This is a genomic window from Dietzia sp. SYD-A1 (assembly GCF_015356725.1).
Taxonomy (GTDB): domain Bacteria; phylum Actinomycetota; class Actinomycetes; order Mycobacteriales; family Mycobacteriaceae; genus Dietzia.
This window is the reverse complement of sequence record NZ_JADDKI010000670.1, coordinates 1-18,526: the sequence shown is the minus strand read 5'-3', so window position 1 is coordinate 18,526 and position 18,526 is coordinate 1. Positions and strand designations below refer to the sequence as shown.

20 protein-coding genes and 1 pseudogene are annotated in these 18,526 nt (G+C 70.1%); 13 read left to right on the top strand and 8 right to left on the bottom strand.

The genetic code is table 11. The annotated features are described in order from the left end of the window. The 3 genes and pseudogenes from IY392_RS18490 to secA form a co-directional block, all read left to right on the top strand. A pseudogene (locus tag IY392_RS18490) lies at positions 1–285 on the top strand (hypothetical protein); the annotation flags it as partial. 233 nt (positions 286–518) lie between these two features. Beyond that, positions 519–1,202: a ribosome hibernation-promoting factor, HPF/YfiA family gene (hpf, locus tag IY392_RS18485; RefSeq protein ID WP_107755939.1), complete on the top strand. Its 684-nt coding sequence runs from the start codon at positions 519–521 to the stop codon at positions 1,200–1,202. A gap of 172 nt (positions 1,203–1,374) precedes the next feature. Continuing rightward, positions 1,375–4,146: a preprotein translocase subunit SecA gene (gene secA, locus IY392_RS18480; protein ID WP_182612219.1), complete on the top strand. Its 2,772-nt coding sequence runs from the start codon at positions 1,375–1,377 to the stop codon at positions 4,144–4,146. A gap of 6 nt (positions 4,147–4,152) precedes the next feature. On the opposite strand, the gene IY392_RS18475 is transcribed toward secA, so the two are convergent. Further along, a complete protein-coding gene (locus IY392_RS18475; protein ID WP_107755941.1) occupies positions 4,153–4,695 on the bottom strand; it encodes a hypothetical protein in 543 nt (180 codons plus the stop codon). Between the two features lie 131 nt (positions 4,696–4,826). Between IY392_RS18475 and IY392_RS18470 the strand changes: the two genes are divergently transcribed. The 4 genes from IY392_RS18470 to IY392_RS18455 all read left to right on the top strand — a co-directional run bounded on the left by IY392_RS18470 (position 4,827) and on the right by IY392_RS18455 (position 8,476). Continuing rightward, positions 4,827–5,237 carry an HAD family hydrolase gene (locus IY392_RS18470; protein WP_107755942.1) on the top strand — a complete coding sequence of 137 codons (411 nt, stop codon included), beginning with the start codon at positions 4,827–4,829 and terminating at the stop codon, positions 5,235–5,237. Between the two features lie 3 nt (positions 5,238–5,240). After that, positions 5,241–6,656, top strand: coding sequence for a wax ester/triacylglycerol synthase family O-acyltransferase (locus IY392_RS18465; protein WP_107755943.1), 1,416 nt, complete (start codon positions 5,241–5,243; stop codon positions 6,654–6,656). A 31-nt stretch (positions 6,657–6,687) separates the two neighbouring features. Next, positions 6,688–7,209: a DUF6912 family protein gene (locus IY392_RS18460; protein ID WP_107755944.1), complete on the top strand. Its 522-nt coding sequence runs from the start codon at positions 6,688–6,690 to the stop codon at positions 7,207–7,209. Between the two features lie 148 nt (positions 7,210–7,357). Continuing rightward, positions 7,358–8,476: a ferredoxin reductase gene (locus IY392_RS18455; protein ID WP_107755945.1), complete on the top strand. Its 1,119-nt coding sequence runs from the start codon at positions 7,358–7,360 to the stop codon at positions 8,474–8,476. 30 nt (positions 8,477–8,506) lie between these two features. On the opposite strand, the gene rsgA is transcribed toward IY392_RS18455, so the two are convergent. After that, positions 8,507–9,556, bottom strand: a complete 1,050-nt coding sequence (gene rsgA, locus IY392_RS18450) for a ribosome small subunit-dependent GTPase A (protein WP_107755946.1) — start codon at positions 9,554–9,556, stop codon at positions 8,507–8,509. Positions 9,557–9,560: 4 nt separating this feature from the next. Beyond that, positions 9,561–10,883 carry a 3-phosphoshikimate 1-carboxyvinyltransferase gene (gene aroA, locus IY392_RS18445; protein ID WP_107755947.1) on the bottom strand — a complete coding sequence of 441 codons (1,323 nt, stop codon included), beginning with the start codon at positions 10,881–10,883 and terminating at the stop codon, positions 9,561–9,563. 32 nt (positions 10,884–10,915) lie between these two features. Here aroA and IY392_RS18440 point away from each other — a divergent pair, with 32 nt between their 5' ends. Next, positions 10,916–11,719, top strand: a complete 804-nt coding sequence (locus IY392_RS18440) for an SOS response-associated peptidase (protein WP_228549624.1) — start codon at positions 10,916–10,918, stop codon at positions 11,717–11,719. 18 nt (positions 11,720–11,737) lie between these two features. Here IY392_RS18440 and IY392_RS18435 read toward each other — a convergent pair whose 3' ends face one another. After that, the gene (locus IY392_RS18435) at positions 11,738–12,280 is read right to left on the bottom strand and encodes an aminoacyl-tRNA deacylase (RefSeq protein WP_107755949.1); all 543 of its coding nucleotides are present in this window, start codon (positions 12,278–12,280) and stop codon (positions 11,738–11,740) included. A 98-nt stretch (positions 12,281–12,378) separates the two neighbouring features. Between IY392_RS18435 and IY392_RS18430 the strand changes: the two genes are divergently transcribed. Continuing rightward, complete coding sequence (locus tag IY392_RS18430) at positions 12,379–13,056, top strand: sigma-70 family RNA polymerase sigma factor (RefSeq protein ID WP_107755950.1); 678 nt, start codon at positions 12,379–12,381, stop codon at positions 13,054–13,056. Then, positions 13,056–13,400 carry a zf-HC2 domain-containing protein gene (locus tag IY392_RS18425; protein ID WP_107755951.1) on the top strand — a complete coding sequence of 115 codons (345 nt, stop codon included), beginning with the start codon at positions 13,056–13,058 and terminating at the stop codon, positions 13,398–13,400. Before IY392_RS18430 ends, IY392_RS18425 begins: the two co-directional genes overlap by 1 nt. Positions 13,401–13,473: 73 nt before the next feature. Here IY392_RS18425 and IY392_RS19725 read toward each other — a convergent pair whose 3' ends face one another. Beyond that, the gene (locus tag IY392_RS19725) at positions 13,474–13,548 is read right to left on the bottom strand and encodes a 50S ribosomal protein bL37 (RefSeq protein WP_370446351.1); all 75 of its coding nucleotides are present in this window, start codon (positions 13,546–13,548) and stop codon (positions 13,474–13,476) included. A 104-nt stretch (positions 13,549–13,652) separates the two neighbouring features. Between IY392_RS19725 and IY392_RS18420 the strand changes: the two genes are divergently transcribed. Continuing rightward, entirely contained in the window at positions 13,653–13,868 is a 216-nt protein-coding gene (locus IY392_RS18420) for a biotin/lipoyl-binding carrier protein (protein WP_107755952.1), read from the top strand. A gap of 108 nt (positions 13,869–13,976) precedes the next feature. On the opposite strand, the gene IY392_RS18415 is transcribed toward IY392_RS18420, so the two are convergent. Then, positions 13,977–14,225, bottom strand: coding sequence for a WhiB family transcriptional regulator (locus tag IY392_RS18415; RefSeq protein WP_017836612.1), 249 nt, complete (start codon positions 14,223–14,225; stop codon positions 13,977–13,979). A gap of 393 nt (positions 14,226–14,618) precedes the next feature. On the opposite strand from IY392_RS18415, the gene IY392_RS18410 reads away from it, so the two are divergent. Beyond that, the gene (locus IY392_RS18410) at positions 14,619–15,050 is read left to right on the top strand and encodes a hypothetical protein (RefSeq protein WP_234414847.1); all 432 of its coding nucleotides are present in this window, start codon (positions 14,619–14,621) and stop codon (positions 15,048–15,050) included. Between the two features lie 35 nt (positions 15,051–15,085). On the opposite strand, the gene IY392_RS18405 is transcribed toward IY392_RS18410, so the two are convergent. Both IY392_RS18405 and IY392_RS18400 read right to left on the bottom strand, forming a co-directional pair. After that, positions 15,086–16,408: a hypothetical protein gene (locus IY392_RS18405; RefSeq protein ID WP_194862010.1), complete on the bottom strand. Its 1,323-nt coding sequence runs from the start codon at positions 16,406–16,408 to the stop codon at positions 15,086–15,088. Positions 16,409–16,434: 26 nt separating this feature from the next. Then, positions 16,435–17,958: a DEAD/DEAH box helicase gene (locus IY392_RS18400; protein ID WP_107758004.1), complete on the bottom strand. Its 1,524-nt coding sequence runs from the start codon at positions 17,956–17,958 to the stop codon at positions 16,435–16,437. A gap of 290 nt (positions 17,959–18,248) precedes the next feature. Between IY392_RS18400 and IY392_RS18395 the strand changes: the two genes are divergently transcribed. Beyond that, positions 18,249–18,476, top strand: coding sequence for a DUF3107 domain-containing protein (locus IY392_RS18395; RefSeq protein ID WP_107755955.1), 228 nt, complete (start codon positions 18,249–18,251; stop codon positions 18,474–18,476). The last annotated feature ends 50 nt before the right edge of the window (positions 18,477–18,526 follow it).

Below are 18,526 nucleotides of genomic sequence, written 5' to 3'. Positions count from 1 at the left end.
GCCCCGCTGCTCGAGATCCGGGGCAGGGTCCGCGACGCCGCCGGATTGGACGCGCGGGCGAGGTCCGGCAACCTCTCGGGCCGGATCAGGAGACGATCGCCGGACACCTTGATCCGGGCCACGCCAGGGGCGCCGTCGACGGTCGCCGAGGTGCTCAGGACGCCGGCGACCGTCCTCGTGGTGGATGACGTCGTCACCACGGGGGCCACGGCCGCCGCGTGCGTCGGTGCGCTGGGCGAGGGCGGTCTGCGCGTCGACGGCGTCATCGCGGTCACCGCCGCCTGAGGGCGAGGGTGACTTCCGGACGACTTGAGCCTACTGCGGTCCGGTGCACAGGCGACCGGGTATCGTAGGTCGCGGACGGGGTTCACCAGCGCGTTCACGAGAATTCAGCCGATGGTGTCCCACGTCCGGAGAGTGTCCACTCAGCCATGTGGGTTGGCCCCTCGACCGGGGTCCCGGGCGGTAACCGGGCCGGTCTCCGGGGCCCGCCGCAGGCCCGATGAGGAGGAGCTTCGATGGCGAAGACCCCCGCAGTCCTGCTCGACCCCGCCACCTTCGACGGTCCGTCGACCGACGACCCCGGTGCCCCTGAAGCGCAGGTGACCATCAAGGGCCGGAACGTCGAGGTCCCCGACCACTTCGCGACCCGGATCCACACCAAGCTCGCGAAGATCGAGAAGATCTCGCCGGCGATCACCCGGTTCGACGTGGTGCTGTTGCACGAGAAGAATCCACGACTGGCCAAGGCCAGCCAGCGGATCGAGATCACCCTCAAGGGCAAGCCGGGCGTCGCCCGCGCGGAGGCCGCCGAGGACACCTTCTACGCCGCTCTGGAATCGGCGGTGGCCAAGCTCGAGCGGCAGATGCGCAAGGCCCGCACCCGGCGGAAGATCAGCCACTCCGGTCACCGTCGGCCGCAGTCCGTCGCCGAGGCCACCGCTGAGCTCGCGCCCGAGGCCGCACCGGCGGACGTGTTGGATGAGTACGCCGACGGGCACGACGATCAGCTCCCCGGCCAGATCGTGCGCCGCAAGGAGCACGACGGGACCCCGATGTCGGTCGACGACGCGCTCGAGAAGATGGAGCTCGTGGGACACGACTTCTACCTCTTCCGCGATGCCGAGTCCGGGCGCGCCACCGTCGTCTACCGGCGGCACGCGTTCGACTACGGGCTGATCACGCTGAGCGACGAGGCCTGACGGTCACGGCTCGCACGCCCCGGGGGCGGTCCGGTCCGAATGGACCGGGCCGCCCCCGGGGCGTGTATCCGGGGCCCAGAGCACCTAGGATGGACCGAGGGCCCGCGTGGACCCCGCGCAGGTAGCCAGAATTCCGATCACCCCGACCACGAGGACGTTCGAGACTGTGTCCATCCTTTCCAAGCTGCTCCGAGCCGGCGAAGGTCGAAAGCTCAAGCGGTACAGCGCTCTCGCCGATTACGTGGACACCCTGTCCGAGGCGACGGAGACGCTGACCGACGACGAGCTCCGCGCCAAGACCGACGAGTTCAAGGCTCGGCTGGCGAAGGGTGAGACGCTCGACGACCTGCTGCCGGAGGCGTTCGCGGTGGCCCGCGAGGCCGCCTACCGGGTGCTCGGGCAGCGGCCGTACAAGGTGCAGATCATCGGTGCCATCGTCCTGCACACCGGCGCCGTGGCGGAGATGAAGACCGGTGAGGGCAAGACCCTGACCTGTGTGCTGCCCGCCTACCTCAACGCCCTGTCCGGCCAGGGCGTCCACGTGGTCACGGTCAACGACTACCTGGCCAAGCGCGACGCCGAGTGGATGGGTCGCGTCCACCGGTTCCTCGGGCTGTCCGTCGGAGCCATCCTCGGCGGCATGACCCCCGCGCAGCGGCGGGAGTCCTACGCGGCCGACATCACCTACGGCACCAACAACGAGTTCGGCTTCGACTACCTCCGCGACAACATGGCGCACGACACCGCGGAGCTGGTCCAGCGTGGCCACAACTACGCGATCGTCGACGAGGTCGACTCGATCCTCATCGACGAGGCGAGGACCCCGCTGATCATCTCGGGCCCCGCCGACGGGTCGAGCAAGTGGTACGGGGAGTTCGCCCGTATCGCCCCCCTGCTCGAGGAGGGCACGCACTACGAGGTCGACCGGAAGAAGCGCACGATCGGTGTGACCGAGCAGGGCGTCGAGTTCGTCGAGGACCAGCTCGGGATCGACAACCTCTACGAGGCGGCGAACTCGCCCCTCGTGAGCTACCTGAACAACTCCATCAAGGCCAAGGAGCTGTTCACCAAGGACAAGGACTACATCGTCCGCGACGGCGACGTGATCATCGTCGACGAGTTCACGGGGCGGGTCCTCGACGGGCGCCGCTACAACGAGGGAATGCACCAGGCCATCGAGGCCAAGGAACGGGTGGAGATCAAGGCCGAGAACCAGACCCTGGCCACCATCACCCTGCAGAACTACTTCCGTCTCTACGAGAAGCTCGCGGGGATGACCGGTACGGCCGAGACCGAGGCCGCGGAGCTCTACTCCATCTACAAGCTCGAGGTCATGCCGATCCCGACCAACCGGCCGATGGCGCGCGAGGACCTGGCCGACCTCATCTACAAGACCGAGGAGTCGAAGTTCGCCGCGGTGGTGGAGGACATCGCCGAACGCGTCGAGAAGAAGCAGCCGGTTCTCGTGGGCACCGCGTCCGTCGAACGCAGTGAGCACCTGTCGAGGCTGCTCACCCGCAGGGGCATCAAGCACCACGTCCTCAACGCCAAGTTCCATGCGTCCGAGGCCCAGATCATCGCCCAGGCCGGTCGCCCGGGTGCGGTCACCGTGGCGACCAACATGGCCGGTCGTGGAACCGACATCGTGCTCGGTGGCAACCCGGACATCATCGCCGACCTCAACCTGCGTGAGCGCGGACTCAACCCCGTGGACACTCCGGAGGAGTACGAGGAGGCGTGGGACGCCGAGATCGAGCGCATGCGCAAGCTCAGCAAGGAGGAGGCCGAGCGGGTCCGCGAGGCCGGCGGTCTCTATGTCCTGGGCACCGAGCGACACGACTCCCGGCGGATCGACAACCAGTTGCGCGGCCGCTCGGGTCGCCAGGGTGACCCGGGTGAGTCCCGGTTCTACCTGTCCCTGGGTGACGAGCTCATGCGTCGCTTCAACGGCGCGGCCGTCGAGGCGATCATGAACCGGTTGAGCCTGCCCGACGACGTGCCGATCGAGGCAGGCATGGTCTCGCGGGCCGTGAAGAACGCCCAGACACAGGTCGAGTCGCAGAACTTCGAGATCCGCAAAGACGTCCTCAAGTACGACGAGGTGATGAACCAGCAGCGCACCGTCATCTACGGCGAGCGCAAGCGGATCCTCGAGGGCGAGGACATCACCGACCAGGTCGAGTCGATGATCTATCAGGTGATCAGCGCCTACGTCGACGGCGCCGCCGCCGAGGGGTACGTCGAGGACTGGGACCTGGACAAGCTCTGGGACGCGCTCGGGCAGCTCTACCCGGTCTCGATCACCGCGCAGTCGATCATCGACGGCGACGAGTACGGGGCGTCGGGCGACCTGTCGGCCAAGAACCTCAAGGACGCGATCCTCGACGACGTCTTCGCCCGATACGACGAGCGCGAAGCCGAGATCGAGGGCATCGGCGGCGAGGGCGCGATGCGCCAGCTCGAGCGATCGATCATGCTCCAGGTCCTGGACCGGAAGTGGCGCGAGCACCTCTACGAGATGGACTACCTCAAGGAGGGCATCGGGCTGCGTGCCATGGCCCAGCGCGACCCCCTGGTCGAGTACCAGCGCGAGGGTTACGACATGTTCGCGGCGATGATGGACGGGGTGCGCGAGGAGACCGTCGCGTTCCTGTTCAACGTCAAGGTCGAGGCCGGTCAGCAGCAGAAGTCGGTGGCGGCGCCCTCTGCGGCGCAGGCCGCGTCGCTCGCGGGTGCCAATCCGATCCTGCAGGCCGCGGGCACGGGCCGCGACGTGAGCGACGACCAGATGCAGTTCTCGGGCCCGTCGGAGACGGGTGAGGCGCAGCTCGTCGACGAGAGTGTCCCGGCCAACCGTGCCGAGCGTCGTTCCCGGGAACGGCAGGACCGGCTCGACCGCCGGGAACGAGCGGCCAAGGCCGCGTCCCGCGGGCGCAAGGGCTGACGGCCCCTAGACCAACCGGAGGGCCGTGCAGGTCGCCCCGGTATCGGTGACCCGGATGCGGGCCGCGACGGCGAACAGTCTCGGCCCGCGGGCGTACGTGGCGCAGACCTCGTAGTCCCGGCCGCCGCCGCCCGGGGACCCGGGGGCACCCTCGGAGTCCGCCGCTCCCGGATCGGCGGGGTGGATGTGGAGGCGGTGGATCCGCGCCACACCGAGGGCGCGGCCGGGGACGCCACCGCGGGCGACCGTCCCGAGCATCTCGATCAGGTGGGGCGGGAACGCGCCCCGGGTGTTGCGTGGTGCCCGCTTTCGGTCGACCACCTCGAGGGCCATGATCACCAGCGCGTGAGCTGCCCGCCGCGCCGGCACCGGTACCGCGTCCTCCGGGTCCGGCACCGGGACCGCCACCGCGATCATGTCGGCGACCGGGCCGCTCGCCCGGTCGTGCGGACGGACGTCGGGGCCGGGCTCCGTCGACAGCAGCGGCCTGACCCGGCATTCGTCCTGCGCGCTCTCCCGGGGGGTCGATGACACTGGTGTCGGGGCCATGTGCACTCCTGCTCTCTCCGACGAGAACCGGGCCGGTCTCGCATCCCTCTATGTGGTGTGACGCGCGGGGCGAACCGGGCGGTTCCGGCTCCACCTCTGCACCGTCGACGGGCGTTGCCTAGGCTGGTCCCATGCGAGGACTGATTGTCGACTACTTCGGGGTGCTGGACGGCACGGAAGAGGACCGCGAGAGCTGGCGGGAGATCTTCATCGGTGCACGTGCCAACGACGTACGCCTGGCGGTCCTCAGCAACGAACCCGAGGGCCCGGGTGCCGACCGGGTGCGTGAGGACGCCCGCGCCTACGGGATCGATCACGTGGTGCTCAGCGGGCTGACCGGGGTGGAGAAACCCGATCCCGAGGCGTTCCTCGAGGCGGCGAGACGCCTCGAGCTGGAGCCGCGCGAGTGCGTGATGGTCGACGACGCGATCGAGAACGTCCTGGGCGCGGTGCAGACGGGCATGATCGGGGTGTTCTACCAGGTCTTCGACCGCGCGGCCGTGGAGATCCGCGGGCTGCTCGGACTCGACGAGGCGGTCTGACCGGTGGCGGCCAGGCTGGCGACGGCGGACGCGGATCTGCTCCTCGGGGACGCCACCCGATCACGGAGTCGGCACTCCTGCTCCCTGGCGCTCGTCTCCCGGGACGATCCCTGGGACATCGACCGGGTGATGGAATTCGTCGACGCCCGACTGGCCGACGCACCCCGGTTCCGGCAGCGCATCCGGTACGTCCCGTTCGGGCTGGCCCGGGCGGTCTGGGTCGACGATCCGGACTTCGACCTGAGCTTCCACGTGCGGCGGTCCGCCCTGCCGGCTCCCGGCGGGGTGCGGCAGCTCGCCGATCTGGTGGCCCGGCTGGTCGACCGTCCGCTCGAACCCGGCCGGCCGCTGTGGGAGCTCTACCTCATCGAGGGTCTCGGCGACGGGCGGCTGGCGGTGCTCACCAAGACCCACCACGTCCTGCTCGGCGGCCCCAACGCCGTGGACCTCGCACAGGTCCTCATGACCGACGAGAAGGCGTCTGCTGACGTGCACGAGGTGGCCACCTGGACCCCCGTCCCGTCACCGGGCGACGGGGTCCTCGTGCTGGACGCCTTGATCACCATCGCCACGGACCCCCTAGAGCTAGTCCGACGCTCGGCCCGTCTGGTGAACGCGGTGGAGAGGGCGAGCCGGGGTCTGGTCGGCGCGGCGAGTCTCACCGTCCTGCGCCCGCCCGGGGGACTGGCGGAGATGTTCCGGACCTCCCGACCCCGCGGCAGCCGGGTCGGGCTGGCGTCGTTCCCCCTGGACCGGGCACGCGCGATCGCGAGGGACCACGGCTGCAAGGTCAACGACGTGGTCCTGGCAGTCCTCTGTGGGGCGCTGCGGTCGTGGATCCTGTCCTGCGGTCACCCCCTCTCGACTGCCGACACCCTCCGCGCGATCGTCCCGATGGCCGTGTCCTCGGAGTCAGGCACGGCCGAGGGTTCCGATGGTCCCGAGGCCTCCGCGGAGGCGACCTCGGCGGAGATCGCCTCCGCGCTCATCGGGATGCCAGTGGGGGAGCCCAACCCCAGGATGCGGCTCGCGCAGATCTCCAGGGAGACGGCCACCCAGCGGCATCCCAGACAGGCGGTGGGTGCCAAGTCGTTGGCCCGACTCTCGGGTTTCGCCCCGCCCACCCTGCACGCGCTGGGTTCCCGCGCCGCGATCATGCTGCCGTCGGACAGCTATGACCTGGTCGTCACCAATGCGCCCGGTCCGCAGCACAAGATGTTCTGGGGTGACGGTGAGCTCGCTGAGGTCTATCCCGTGCCGGCGCTGCTCGACGGTCAGGCGCTGGCCGTGTCCATGAGCAGTTACTCGGGGGTGGTCTACTGCGGGTTCACCGCGGACCGTCAGGCGGTGCCGGACGTGGAGGAGATCGGGGAGCTCATCTCCTCGGCGCTGGACGAGCTCACCGGCACCTCCCGCTGACCCGCACCGTCCACCCGAGGAAGGCACCATCATGCGTCTGTTCATCCCCGCCACGCTCGCGATGCTGGAGACCCTGCTCGACAGCGGGGAGATGCCCGTCCGCAGCGGGACCGCCTTCGCGGCGACCCCCGCGCTCGTGGAATCCTACGCCGAGGGGGACACGGAGGAGATCGAGCACGTGGCGTACCTCGAGGCGGCCCGCGCCTCGCTGCGGCTGCTGGGTGGAGAGATCGACTCCGGTGCGGTACACGACACGCATCCCTACCGCCGGGTGGTGGTGAGCGTGGACGTCCCCGACGCCGACACCCAGCCGCGACCGGATCTGGACACCGCCGTGGTGCGCCTGTCCAGGGGGACCGTGGGGATGGAGGAGATCGCCGCCGTCCACGTGGACCTGGCGGGCGCCGCCGGCGCGGTCGAGGCCGCGGTCGAGGCCGTGGACCGCGCCGATCTGGGGGACGAGGACGCGGAGCTCACCGTGGGGGACGCCCTCGACATCGATCTCGCCTGGTACGACGCGGGTGAACTGCCGTTCCTGCTTAATCTGCTCTGAGAAGGGATCGGGGAGCCCGGCCCCGTCCGGCGGGATCATGCCCGTGTGGTGCCCGCCAGGCGCTACCCTCCGCTACCGTAGGTTCTCATCTCCGGCACCGTCGGCCCGGTCCTCGGGTCGTGCGGTCCCCGGTCTCAAGGAGGCACCAGTGACCGAGTCGACCAGCGGGCTCAACCGTGTACTGCGCGCAGCGGCTGCGAGGGTTCCTGAACCCCGGGCCGCACATCGATTCCTCAACCGCCTCACACACCCGCTCCGGATGGACGACTACTCGTCGCTCATCTATCCGCTGTGGTCCTCCCGCGAACTGCGCGGCGAGGTGGTGTCGGTGCGCCGCGAGGCGGAGGACACCGTCACGCTGGTCATCAAGCCCGGCTGGGGCGCGACCCCGCACTACCAGCCCGGCCAGTATCTGGGCATCGGCGTGCTTCTCGACGGCCGCTGGACCTGGCGCTCCTACTCCCTGACCTCGGCCCCCACCACCGGCCGCGGCGAGTACTCGGTGACCGTCAAGGCGCTTCCCGAGGGACTTCTCAGCAACCACATCGTCGGCACCGTCGAGCCCGGGACCATCGTCCGTCTCGCGGCACCGGCGGGCGACTTCCACCTGCCGACGCCGACCCCTCCCAAGCTGATGTTCGTGACCGCCGGTTCCGGGATCACCCCGGTCATGGGGATGCTCCGGTCCCTGGACCGCCGTTCGGTCACCGAACCGTTCCCGGACGTCGTCCACGTGCACTCGGTGCGTGAGAGGGAGGACGCGCTCTTCTACGACGAGCTGCGCGCCCTCGAGAAGACCCAACCCGGTTACGTCCTGCATCTCCGGGTGACCAGCGAGGAGGGCCGCATCGACTCGCGCCAGATGTCCGCCCTCGTCCCCGACTGGTCGGAGCGTCCGACATGGGCGTGCGGGCCCAACGCGATGCTCGACGAGCTCGACGAGCACTTCAGAGCCACGAATCGGGACGACCTCCACGTGGAGCGCTTCACCGTCAACCGGGACGCCGGGGCCTCGGGCGGGACCGTGACGTTCGGGTCGACCGGCAAGACCGTCGAGCTCGACGGTGCCACCACCATCCTCGAGGGCGGGGAGAAGGTGGGCGTGCAGATGCCCTTCGGCTGTCGGATGGGGATCTGCCAGACGTGTGTCGTGGGACTCGACGAGGGGCACGTCCGCGATCTGCGCAACGGCACCGACCACGGACCCGGTGAGCGGATCCAGACCTGCGTCTCGGTGGCGTTGGGGGACGTCGAGCTCAAGCTCTGACCGCGTCGGCGCGACGGTCGCGGCTCGTGCTCAGTCCTGATCCGACCCGAGCGCCCACGCGTCGTTGGACTGCAGGGCGCCGAGGAGTTCTCTCACGGCCAGCGCGCGTCGGTGGACCGCGGGGTCGATGACGGTGTCGAACCTGCACTCCGGATCGGCGGGCGGGCCCTGGTGGGTGCAGCCCCGCGGGCAGTCCTGAGCGATCGCGTCCAGATCGGAGAACGCCGCCACCACGTCGTCGGGCGAGACGTGCGCCAGTCCGAAGCTCCGGATCCCCGGGGTGTCCACCACCCAGCCCCCCGATCCCAGTTCGAGGGCGACCGACTGGGTCGAGGTGTGCCGGCCCTTGCCCACTCCCGAGACCGCGCCGGTCGCCCGGTGGGCGTCGGGGATCAGACGGTTGACGAGGGTGGACTTCCCGACCCCCGAGTGGCCGATCATGGCGGAGATCCGGCCGTCGATCCGATCGTGCAGGGCCCCGAGGTCGTCGTCGATCCCGGTCCGCAGGACGGGGACGTCGAGTGCCTCGAACTCGGCGGCGAACACCGACGGGTCGTCGAGGTCACCCTTGGTCAGGCACAGGACGGGGTCCAGTCCGCCCGTGTAGGCCGCCACGAGGGCGCGGGCCACGAAGCCGGCGCGGGGCGGGGGGTCCGCGACCGCGACGACGATGAGGAGCAGTTCGGCGTTGGCCACCACGACCCGCTCGTACGGGTCGGAGTCGTCGGCGGTCCGGCGCAGCACCGTGCTGCGGTCGGCGACCCGGACGATCCTCGACAGGGTGTCCCGGGTGCCGGTGAGGTCCCCGACCACGCCGACGTGGTCGCCCACGACGATGGGCGTGCGGCCGAGCTCGCGGGCCCGCATGGTGACGATCCGGGTGCCGGCGACGTGGTCGGGGCCGTCGTCGAGCAGCACGCAGCCCCAGCGCCCCCGGTCGACGCTCACGACCATCGCGGACGCCGCGTCGGAGTGGCTGGGCCTGCGTTTGGTTCGCGGCCTCGACCCCTTGCCCGGCCGGATCCGGATGTCGGACTCGTCCCAGCCGCGCGCGCCGCTCCCGCCCCGCCTGGTGGCCACGACGCTACGTCGTCCCGCCGGCGAGCATGCCGGTCCACATCGAGGTGAACCCCGGCATGGTCTTGGCGGTCGAGTCGATGTCGTCCACCTCGATCCCCGGTACCACGAGGCCGATGATGGCACCCGCGGTGGCCATGCGGTGATCGGCGTAGGCCCGCCAGGGGGCGCCGTGCAGGGATCCCGGGACGATCTCGAGGCCGTCGGCCCGCTCCGTGACGTCGCACCCCACCGCGCCGAGTTCGGCGGCGAGGGCGGCGAGACGATCGGTCTCGTGCCCGCGGAGGTGGGCGATCCCGGTGAGCGTGGACGGGCCGTCGGCGAGCGCGCACAGTGCGGCGATCGTCGGGGTGAGCTCACCGATGGCGGACAGATCCACGTCCACGGGTGACAGGTGGTCGGGTCCGACGACGACGAGGGTCCCGTGGTCCGCCCCGTCGACGGTCTCGAGGGTCACGGTCGCGCCCATGTCCTGAAGGATCCCGCGGATGGCGTCCCCCGGTTGTGTGGTGGCCACCGGCCAGCGGGGCACGCGCACGGACCCGCCGGTGACGGCGGCCGCGGCGAGGAACGGGGTGGCATTGGACAGGTCGGGCTCCACCACCCGGTCGACTGCGGAGATCGGCCCCGGAGCCACGCGCCAGGACGACGCCGTGGGCTGTTCGACAACCACCCCGGACTCCCTGAGCATCGCCAGCGTCATCTCGATGTGCGGACCGGACGGGACGGCGGACGCGCCCACGTGGACCAGTTCCACCCCGTCGTCGAAGCGGGCGGCGGAGAGCAGCAGTCCGGAGACGAACTGAGAGGAGGCCGAGGCGTCCATCTCCACCCGTCCACCCCGGAGGGAACCCGTCCCGGACACCGAGAACGGGAGCCTGTCCCCGGTGACGTCGGCCCCGAGCGAGCGGAGCGCGTCGAGGACCGTGGCCTGCGGACGCACCCGCGCGGCGGGGTCACCGTCGAACGTCGATATGCCGGTGGCGAGCGCGGCGAGTGGAGGTACGAACCGCATGACCGTCCCGGCCAGGCCGCACTCGACGTCCGCCCCGTGCAACGGCCCGGGTGTGACGACCAGTTCGGTGTCGTCGGGGCCGAGCGGTCCCCCGGGGCCCTCGATCCGGGTTCCGAGAGCACCGAGCGCTCCGATCATCAGGTCGGTGTCCCGGCTGCGCAACGTCCCGCTCACCCGCGCGGAGGCGTCGGCCAGCGCGGCAAGGACGAGGGCGCGGTTGGTCAGCGACTTGGACCCGGGCACCGGGACCACGGCGTTCACGGGCGTGTCGGCGACGGGGGCGTTCCAATGACTCACCTGGTCATTGTCGCGCATCCACTCCGATCCCGCCCGGCCCGGGTGGGAGGATGGACCGCATGTGTGGACGGTTCTCGCTCTCCTCGGATCCGGCGCGGCTCGCGGTGGAACTCGACGCCGTGGACGAGGCGTCGTCGCCCCCGCCGGGGCTGTGGCCCGACCGGGGTCCGGTCTCACCGCGGTTCAACATCGCACCCACCACGACCATCCCGACGCTCGTCCTGGACGCCCCGCGCGAACGTCTCGACCTGAGCGAGACCCCCCGACGGGTCCTGCGCTCGATGCGCTGGGGCCTGGTGCCGTCCTGGGCCAGGGACCCGGGGAGGTTGCCGACCCTGTTCAACGCCCGGGTCGAGACCGCCTTCGAGAAGCCGTCGTTCCGCGCCGCCGTGGCCCGGCGCCACTGTGTGGTGCCGATGGACGGGTGGTACGAGTGGGTCCCCGGGCAGCCGGCGACACCGGGTGGCCGGGCGGGGCCCAAGCAGCCGTTCCACATGAGCCTGCCCGGCACCGAGGGCTTGCTCATGGCGGGGCTCTGGGAAGCCCGGCGCGATCCCGCCGACCAGGACGTCACCCAGCTCTCGTGCGCCATCCTCACCACCGCGGCGCTCGGACCGCTGCGCCGCATCCACGACCGGATGCCGCTCGTGGTGGACCCGTCCGTGGTCTCCGACTGGCTCGACCCGTCCGTGATCGGCGACCCCCGGGCGCTGGTCGACGGTGCGGGCGGTGACCTGGCTCAGTGGGCCGACCGGGTGGAGATCCGGCCGGTCTCGCGCGCGGTCTCCAACGTCCGGAACGAGGGTCCGGACCTGGTGCGCCCGGTGGATCCGACCGCCGGGCTGCTGTTCTGACCAGACCGCCCCGGGGCGTCACCGCGCGGTGATCGCCGCCGTGGTCGCTCCCGTGAGGGCGACGAGGTCCGTGGGTGCGAGCTCGATCTCCCATCCCCGCCGGCCGGCGCTGCACAGGATTGTGGTGTGGTCCGACGCGGACCGGTCGACGACCGTCGCCAGGGACCTCTTCTGCCCGAGGGGCGAGACCCCGCCGACCACGTACCCGGTGGTCTTCTCCGCGACGTCCACAGGGGCGAGTGAGGCCTTTCCGCAGGACAGCGCGGAAGCGGCCGCCTTGAGGTCGAGCATGGCCGTGACCGGCAGGACCGCGACCGCCAGCGGGGTCCGGGTCCCCTCGGGTGGGCGGGCGGTCGTGAGCACCAGCGTCTTGAACACCCTGCCGGCGTCGATTCCCAGGCGTTCGCCCATGATGCGTGCGGCCTCGTCGCCGAAGGCCCCCGCGCCGGCGCTGTAGGTGTGCACCACGTGGTCGACGCCCGCGGAGAGCAGGGCGGCGACGGCGGGGGTCGCCGCGGCGGCGGGTGTGCGCTGTCCCGCGCGTTTCCGGGTCACCCACACCAGCGTAGCGACGGCGCCCGGTGGAATAGCGCGCGAGAGGCGGGTGTTGGTGAGAGCAGGTACCCGGGACGGTTCCGGGGCGAGGAGAGGAGGGTGCGATGCGGACCGCGGTCCTCGAGGCCCCCGGCGTGCGGATAGACTCCGGGTCACCGACAGGTGAGGAGTACCGGTTGCCGACAGAGTTGCAGCCCGACGAGTCCGACCAACGTGCCGAGCAGTTCGAAGAGTTGGCCATGCCGCTTCTCGACCAGTTGTACGGTGCCGCTCTGCGGATGACTCGCAACCCGGCGGATGCGGAGGACCTCGTGCAGGAGGCGTACGCGAAGGCGTACGCGGGCTTCCACTCGTTCAAGCCCGGGACGAATTTCCGCGCCTGGATGCACCGCATCCTCACCAACGCGTACATCAACCACTACCGCAAGCGGCAGCGCCAACCCGCCCAGTATCCGACCGAGGAGATCACGGACTGGCAGCTGGCGGCCGCCGCCGAACACACCTCCACCGGGCTGCGTTCGGCGGAGGTCGAGGCGATGGAGCTGCTGCCGGACGACGAGATCCGGGCCGCGTTGGCGCAGTTGCCGGAGGAGTTCCGGATGGCGGTCTACTACGCGGATGTCCAGGATCTTCCCTACAAGGAGATCGCCGAGATCATGGACACCCCGCTGGGAACCGTGATGTCGCGCCTGCACAGGGGCCGGAAGCAGCTGCGTGAGTTGCTGCGCGACGTGGCGACCGAGCGTGGCTTCGGTCGTGACAGGGCGGGGGGTGCGTCGTGATGAGGGAGCACGACCCGCGGTTGGATCGGATCGACTGCGAGGCCGCCCGGCGCGACCTGTCCCTGCTCGTGGACCTCGAATGCGACGACGCGTGTCGCTCGAGGCTCGAGCATCACCTCGCGGGGTGCCCCACCTGTAGGGAGCTCTTCCTCTCGGAGCGTCGGCTCAAGGCGAAGTTGTCCAGTTCATGCTGTGAGAAGGCGCCGTCCGGGCTGAGGGAACGACTGATGGTGGAGATCCGACGCACCACGGTGACCACGACCGATGCCGACGGGACGACGGTGGTGCACCGGACCACGACCGTCCACCGGCGCGATGCGGAAGGACGTCACCGGACCGAGTGATCCCCGGTGGACGAGTGGAGGGGCGGGCACCGTGCCGGTGCCCGCCCCTCCACTCGGTTCTGGTGGTCCGGACTCAGCTGTTCGGACGCTTGCCGTGGTTGGCGTTGTTCTTGCGGCGATCCCGCCTCTTGCGGCCACGCTTGCCCATGGTCGCCTCCTTTCGTCGGTGTACAAGTCTCCCACGAGAACCCCTGTGTGGTTGCATTGAGGAGTCCGGGGGCCGCCGCGTGAGGAAAGCAGAGGAACATCCGAATGACTGAACAGGTCCGTGCCGAGATGGTCGCGAACGTCATGGAGGTCGTCGCAGCCGTCGGCACCGAGGTCGCCGAGGGCGACACCATCGTGCTCCTCGAGTCCATGAAGATGGAGATCCCGGTGTTGTGTGAGACGGCCGGCACCGTCACCGAGGTGGCCGTGACCCCCGGAGATGTCATCCAGGCCGGTGATCTCATCGCCGTGATCGGCTGACCTCCGTCCGGAACGACGAAGGCCGGTTCCGCCCCCACAGGGGAGAGGAACCGGCCTCCGCGTCGATCAGGCGGTGCTGATCAGACGGTGGTGGTCAGACGGTGGTGGTCAGACCGACGTGCGGGTACGGGCACGACGACGCTTGAGAGCGCGACGCTCGTCCTCGCTCATCCCGCCCCAGACGCCCGCGTCCTGGCCGGACTCGAGGGCCCAGGCCAGGCACTCGGCGGTGACGGGGCAACGGTTGCAGACGATCTTCGCCTCGGCGATCTGGGCGAGGGCGGGTCCGGAATTGCCGACGGGGAAGAACAGCTCGGGATCCTCGTCGCGGCAGATGGCCTTGTGGCGCCAGTCCATGGAAACTCCTTACGGTTACGAGACCGTTATCGGGTCAACCGGACACGAGAAGACGACGTCGACGCGCCGATGTGTGCGAAAATCGGCGCGCGGACGTACATGGTCATTCACATCCGGCGATGCGGTGGGGGTGTACCCTCTCCTCGGGCTCGGTCCGTGAGGAAGAGCTCTCGGTTAAGGCAATGCAAACATTGTGCGTCTGCGCTGTTACGAACGATCGTGCCACGATTCCATGACAAGTCAACCCTCTCCCGTCACATGTGGCAAAGGTCACCCCGGTTGTCAAATCGACCCGAAAGCCCACGCCAGGGGCCGTGATGAGCTAAACGGAGTCCAGTCCACAAGGGTGGTGCGGGTTCGGCCGCGGTCGCGACATAGTCTGTGGAGGTGAACGTGACCCGACCTGACGACCATCGTCCCCCGCTTGATCGGCGTGATCCCCGAGCGGCCATCCCCACGCCCGTCCGGCTGGCCGGGTGGATCTCCTCGGCGCAGGGGCTCATCGGTGTGGGAGTGGCCGTGGCCCTCGCCATCCGTGCGGCCGGCGGCCATCGGGAGGAGACCGTCGTCATCAGTGGCTACGGCACCGCGGTCTGGTTCGCGATCCTCGGTGGCGGCCTTCTCGCGGCCGGCGTCGGTCTGTTGCGGGGGCGCCGCTGGGGCCGGGGTCTGGTGGTGATCGCCGAGCTGTTGTTGCTGTTCGTGGCCTGGTACGTCGGGGTGGGCTCGGACCAGTACCTCGCCGGGCTGCTCCTCGCCGTGATCTGCGCGGTCGCGTTGGTCTCGTTGTTCCGCAGGGACGCGATCGAGTGGTACGCCGCGTGACCTGATCGACCGTAACCGGGTGCGCCGCGGAATGGTCAGTCGAGGAACTTGTACGCGTGGACCAGACCCGCCCTGCTCTCGTAGAGGATGTCGCCGATCTGGGCGAGTCCCGTCACGCCGCCTCCTGTCACACCCTCCCCGGTCGCACCGTTCCCCGTTGTGGCTGCTCCGGGGAGACGGCGGAACTCGCGACCGGTGTCGTGGTCGAGGAGCGCGAAGGCACCGTCGAGGGGGACGAGTACCCACTCGTCATTCGCATGGGCCTCCGGGTCCGGGGACCATCCACCGGTCATTCCGGGGCCGGTCGACGCCCCGAGCGTCCAGGAGTACCTCCCGGACTGTCCGTCGAAGGCGTGCGTGGAGCGCCCGTCGAACCACCGGACCTGCGCGTTGTCACCCGAGACGGACCGGGGTGAGGGCAGTACGCCCGGCTCGCCGTCCAGGCCGAGGACGGTCGAGTGTTCGTTGGGGGAGGTGAACCACTCGACGGTCCAGTCGGGGCCCCGGTTCCGAAGCGCCAGGACCCCCTGCTCGGTCACGTCGATGATCCACAGGCCGTCGGCACCGGTCGGCTCCGAGGCGATCTCCTCCGGGGCGCGGTTGTCCTCGGGGACGGTCTCGGAGATCGTCAGCCTGACGGACTGCTCGCCGGGGCAGCGCTCGGTCACCGCGAAGCGCTCGTCGGTGAGGTCGGCGGTCACGAGCGTGCACCCCGCCCTGGGCTGCATCCCGGCCTCCTGCGGTGCGTCCACCGCCCCGTACTCGACGGTCCGGACCAGGTCGTCGCGCCAGATCTCGAGCCGGTCCGGACTCAACGCGAGTACGTGCCGCCAGGTCGCGGTGAGTTCCATCGAGTCCGCGAACGCGCTCTGCCTGGTGCTCGCGTACTCCTGCCCGGTCGGGTCGAGGGAGGTCACGTCACTGCACCCGGAGGCGCCGTCGAACGCGGCGACGAGCCGATCGGCGTAGAACGCCCCGGCACAGAACCGCCCCGCATGGGTGTAGGTCCAGCGCTCCTCGCCGGATCCCGCGTCACGACCGACGAGTACCCCGTCCGGGGAGACGGTGACGAGATTGCCCTTGGTGGTGAGGGGGGGACCGGGGTCGGCGGACTCGTGCGTCCAGAGCGGTTGGAGCGAGGTCGGGGGCTCGGTGGCCGGACCGTACTCGGGCTGCTGCGATCCCGCCGCACGCAGCTGCGACCCGGTCGCGCTGCCGGTCACCAGCACAACGGCCGCCGTCACCACCATGACGACGGCGATCACCCCGGCGGTGACGAGGTCTCGCCGCGTCCGGCGTTCGGGGGCGACGCCGATGTCCGTCCACCGGCGGCCGGACCCTCTCCTGAGTGTGCGCACGTGCCTTCCAGGGGTGGGGGTCGGTTCTAGTCCCGGCCGGTGGAGTCGGACGACGACGAGGGATTCCGCCGACGACGCCGACGTCGCCTCGGGGTGCCGTCACCGCCGGTCGCGGCGTCGCCACCGGCCGGGCCGGAGTCGGAGGTCGCGACCGCATCGCCGGACCCGGAGGACCCGGACTGCCCGGATCGCGTGCGCCGACGGGGAGTGCCGGATCCGCGCCCGGATCCCCGGGCGTCGCGATCGGACTGACGACGACCGGAACCGGTCCCGGTCGCGGCCCCGATCCGGCCCCCTGCGCCCTCCGGGATGCCGAGGTCGGTCCGGAGGTGAGGAGACGTCGAATAGGTCTCGGCGGGCTCGCCGTGGCCGAGGCCGAGCGCCTTGTCGATGAGGCCCCAGCGCGGGAGGTCGTCCCAGTCGACGAGCGTGACCGCGACCCCCTTCCGTCCGGCTCGTCCGGTACGACCGATCCGGTGGACGTAGGTCTTCTCGTCCTCGGGGCACTGGTAGTTGATGACGTGGGTGACGTCGTCGACGTCGATGCCGCGCGCCGCCACGTCGGTCGCCACGAGGACGTCGACGTCCCCGGACCTGAAGGCCGTCAGCGACTTCTCGCGCGCGCCCTGGCCCAGGTCTCCGTGGATCGCCCCCACCCGGAATCCCCGCTCGGCCAGGTCGTCGGCCACCTTCTGTGCCGTGCGCTTGGTGCGACAGAAGATCATCGTGGCGCCGCGTCCCTCGGCCTGCAGGATTCGCGAGACCACCTCGGGCTTGTCCATGGAGTGCGCGCGATAGACGAACTGGGTGGTGTTCTCGTGCGTGGCGCCGGAGTCGGCCGCCTCCGCCCGGATGTGCGTGGGCTTGGTGAGGAACGTGCGGGCCAGGGTGATGATCGGTCCCGGCATGGTGGCCGAGAAGAGCATGGTCTGACGCTGGTCGGGCACCATCCGGAGCAGTTTCTCGATGTCCGGCAGGAAGCCCAGGTCGAGCATCTCATCGGCTTCGTCGAGGACGAGCACCTCGACCTTGCCGAGCACCAGCTTCGACTGGTTGGCGAGGTCGAGCAGTCGCCCGGGGGTCCCCACCACCACGTCGACGCCCTTCTCGAGAGCGTCGGTCTGCTGCTCATAGGGGGTGCCACCGTAGATGGACAGCACCTTGAGCGGGCGGGTCCCCGACCGGCCCGGGGCGGTGAGCCCGGTGGCGGCGATCTTGAGGTCCTGGGTGACCTGGACGCACAACTCGCGGGTGGGCACGATGACCAGGGCTCGTGGCGTGCCGTCGAGTTCCCGGGTCACCTCGCCCGTGGAGATGCGGTGCAGGAGCGGTACGCCGAACCCGTAGGTCTTGCCCATCCCCGTGCGGGCCTGGCCGATCAGGTCGGAACCGGCGAGAGCCAGCGGCAGGGTCAGTTCCTGGATGGCGAAGGTGTGGGTGATGCCTCGCTCACCGAGCGCGGTGACGATCTCGGGACGGACCCCGAGTTCGGCGAAGCTGGGGGAAGAATCGGAGGACGGGGCGTCGACGACGGCCGTCGTCGTGGCCATGCCGTCGATTTCGCTGGTGGTCACATCGGTGGTGGACAGGGCGGTGCCTTTCTCGTCTCGCGCGCGGATGGTCGGGCCGTGTCGTAGAGAGGGCCTCGGCGAGCGGGGCGCGCACACATTTCCACGTGGATCCTCGGTGCGGGGCCCGGACTACGGGCCGGGCGCGGGTGTGATCCACGTGCACCCACCCTATCCCGTGGCGCCCCGGTGCACAGGGTCCGGGCTAGCCTGGGTCCCACGCAACACCGACGATGGCGTGACAGGCGCCGACGATGAGAAGGGCAGTAACCGTGGAGGTCAAGATCGGCATCGCCGACAGCAATCGCGAGCTCGTGTTCAAGACCGGCATGAAGCCGGAGGACGTGCACGCCCGCGTCGAGGCCGCTCTCACCGCGGAGAGCAAGGCGGTCCTGGAGCTGGACGACGAGAAGGGCCGTCGCTATCTCGTGTCGACCGACAGGGTCGCCTACGTCGAGATCGGCGAATCGGCGCGCCGCCCGGTGGGATTCCTCTCCTAGGAGCGTGGGTCAGTAACACGCCAGTTCAGGTCCGCTGATGGGGCGGGTTC

What these genes read in the sequence shown, in the direction of transcription:
- IY392_RS18400 (WP_107758004.1), bottom strand. Translation starts at nt 17,958, where the DNA reads ATGGCCACGACGACGGCCGTCGTCGACGCCCCGTCCTCCGATTCTTCC.
- IY392_RS18475 (WP_107755941.1), bottom strand. Translation starts at nt 4,695, where the DNA reads ATGGCCCCGACACCAGTGTCATCGACCCCCCGGGAGAGCGCGCAGGAC.
- IY392_RS18430 (WP_107755950.1), top strand. Translation starts at nt 12,379, where the DNA reads ATGCGGACCGCGGTCCTCGAGGCCCCCGGCGTGCGGATAGACTCCGGG.
- IY392_RS18470 (WP_107755942.1), top strand. Translation starts at nt 4,827, where the DNA reads ATGCGAGGACTGATTGTCGACTACTTCGGGGTGCTGGACGGCACGGAA.
- IY392_RS18420 (WP_107755952.1), top strand. Translation starts at nt 13,653, where the DNA reads ATGACTGAACAGGTCCGTGCCGAGATGGTCGCGAACGTCATGGAGGTC.
- hpf (WP_107755939.1), top strand. Translation starts at nt 519, where the DNA reads ATGGCGAAGACCCCCGCAGTCCTGCTCGACCCCGCCACCTTCGACGGT.
- IY392_RS18425 (WP_107755951.1), top strand. Translation starts at nt 13,056, where the DNA reads ATGAGGGAGCACGACCCGCGGTTGGATCGGATCGACTGCGAGGCCGCC.
- aroA (WP_107755947.1), bottom strand. Translation starts at nt 10,883, where the DNA reads ATGCGCGACAATGACCAGGTGAGTCATTGGAACGCCCCCGTCGCCGAC.
- IY392_RS18460 (WP_107755944.1), top strand. Translation starts at nt 6,688, where the DNA reads ATGCGTCTGTTCATCCCCGCCACGCTCGCGATGCTGGAGACCCTGCTC.
- IY392_RS18440 (WP_228549624.1), top strand. Translation starts at nt 10,916, where the DNA reads ATGGACCGCATGTGTGGACGGTTCTCGCTCTCCTCGGATCCGGCGCGG.
- IY392_RS18415 (WP_017836612.1), bottom strand. Translation starts at nt 14,225, where the DNA reads ATGGACTGGCGCCACAAGGCCATCTGCCGCGACGAGGATCCCGAGCTG.